Source organism: Caulobacter sp. P1_B12_2 (assembly GCF_056406675.1).
The window spans coordinates 1-1,930 of record NZ_JBFTZS010000636.1 but is presented as its reverse complement, the minus strand read 5'-3'; the positions used below and the strand labels follow the sequence as shown (position 1 = coordinate 1,930).

The window sequence follows — 1,930 nt, the reverse complement described above, 5'->3', positions numbered from 1 at the left end:
GTTCGGCGGCCTTGGCCCGCAGGTGGGCCTTGTCGATGTCCGGYGCGTCGGCCAGCAGGGCCGCGATCTCGTCCAGCGAGAAGCCCGAGGCCCGGCCCAGGGCGATCAGCGACAGGCGCTCCGTCGTGGAGGGCGCGAACAGGCGCATCAGGCCGCGCCGCCCGGTCGAGGCGATCAGCCCCTTGTCTTCGTAGTAGCGCAGGGCCGAGGCTCGCACGCCGGACCGGCGCGCCAACTCGGCGATGTCGATGTCGAACATGCTTGACCTCAAGTCGGCTTGAACTTGCACAGTGCGGCGGCGGCCTGGATTCCGCAACGGACAGGAGATCCCGATGACGACCGAAAACGCCCCCACAGCCATGACCGCCAGCTTCTGGAACGCCGAGGGCGGCGAGGTCTGGGTCCGCTCCCAGGACCTGCTGGACCGGCTGAACCGCCCGATCGGCGAAGCCGTGGTCGCCCGGGCCGATTCCGGACCCGGAAAGCGGGTGCTCGACGTCGGCTGCGGCGCCGGCGCCACCACCCTGGACATGGCCCGGCGCCTGGGTCCGACGGGGCGCAGCGTCGGGGTCGACGTGTCGGGGCCGCTGCTGGACCTCGCCCGGCAGCGGGCCCAGATCGAGGGGCTGGACCAGGCGCAATTCATCCTGGGCGACGCCCAGGATCACGCCTTCGAGGCCGGCGCGTTCGACGGGATCATCTCCCGGTTCGGCGTGATGTTCTTCCCGGACCCGGACGCGGCCTTCGCCAACCTGCGCCGCGCCCTGCGCCCGGGCGGCGGGCTGGTCTTCGCGTGCTGGCGCGGACCGGCCGAGAACCCGCTGTCGCAGGTCGCGCTGGAGGTCGCCGCGCCCTYGCTGGCCGAACCGCCCGCGCCGCCCCGAGCGGGACCGGGCCGCTTCGCCTTCGCCGACCCCGACCTTGTTCGTGGCGTTCTCGAACGCAGCGGCTGGCGCGACGTCGCGATCGCCCCCCTGGACGCGCCGATGCCCGTGACCCACGACGAACTGATGACGCTGAGCCTGGAGCTCGGAACCCTGGGGCCGATCCTGCGCCGTGAGGACGAAGCGACGCGAACCAAGGTCACCGACGCCGTGGCCGCCCGCCTGCGGACCTACGTGCAAGACGGCGTCGTGCCGATGACGGCGGCGTGCTGGCTGGTGACGGCGAACGGGTAGGGGGCTGCTATCGGCGATCCCCGGCCAATTCCCCTGAGAGTCGAATTGGCGCCGCAATCATGATCATCGCGCGGCAAAAAAGCGCGGCGGGCGCCGTGCAAAGGGGCGCCGATACGCCTGAAGGCCCCGTTACGATGGGATGACAGTCGGAGCTATTGCAGAAATATCAGCGCTGACGAACTGTTTCAGTCGCGACATTATTCGCTAATGGCCGCTGTATTCGAGCAAACAACAAGAACACGCGTACCGGGGAAAACCATGGAGGAGGAAGCAAACGCGCGCGCATAGCGCCACGAGGGGGTAACTATGACTAAATGCTCACGGAATATTCTGCTTTCGGGGATTTCGACTCTTTCGATCGCCTTGGCCTACGCCAGCGTGGCCAGCGCCGCCGAACCGCCGGCCCAGCCGGTCGAGACAGCCGCGACCGCGACCGAGGTCGACACCGTCATCGTCCTCGGCACGCGTAGAACCGACCGGTCGATGGTGGATTCGCCGTCTCCGATCGATGTCTTCGGGGGGGAAGAGCTCAGCCGCCAGCCGGCCGCCGACATGCTGGACGTGGTCAAGAACCTCGTCCCGTCCTTTTACGTCCCGCAGAACACCATCTCCGACGCCTCGACCTTCGTGCGCGCGCCGTCGTTGCGCGGCCTCGGCGCCGACCAGGTTCTCGTGATGATCAACGGCAAGCGCTACAATCGGTCCTCGTTGGTGCAAGTCGTCACGGGCGGCGACACCGCCCTGTCGTTGGG

3 protein-coding genes are annotated in these 1,930 nt (G+C 68.6%); 2 read left to right on the top strand and 1 reads right to left on the bottom strand.

Going from position 1 to position 1,930, the window contains the following annotated elements; all coding sequences use genetic code 11:
* The coding region (locus AC1DZ6_RS24325; RefSeq protein WP_477099675.1) for a MerR family transcriptional regulator at positions 1-259 on the bottom strand (259 nt) is incomplete at its 3' end.
* Between the two features lie 73 nt (positions 260-332).
* Between AC1DZ6_RS24325 and AC1DZ6_RS24320 the strand changes: the two genes are divergently transcribed.
* Together AC1DZ6_RS24320 and AC1DZ6_RS24315 are read left to right on the top strand one after the other, a co-directional pair.
* On the top strand, positions 333-1,178 hold the full coding sequence (locus tag AC1DZ6_RS24320; protein WP_477099674.1) for a class I SAM-dependent methyltransferase: 846 nt from the start codon (positions 333-335) through the stop codon (positions 1,176-1,178).
* A gap of 378 nt (positions 1,179-1,556) precedes the next feature.
* Positions 1,557-1,930, top strand: a 374-nt coding sequence (locus AC1DZ6_RS24315) for a TonB-dependent receptor plug domain-containing protein (protein WP_477099673.1), incomplete at its 3' end; no start/stop codon positions are given.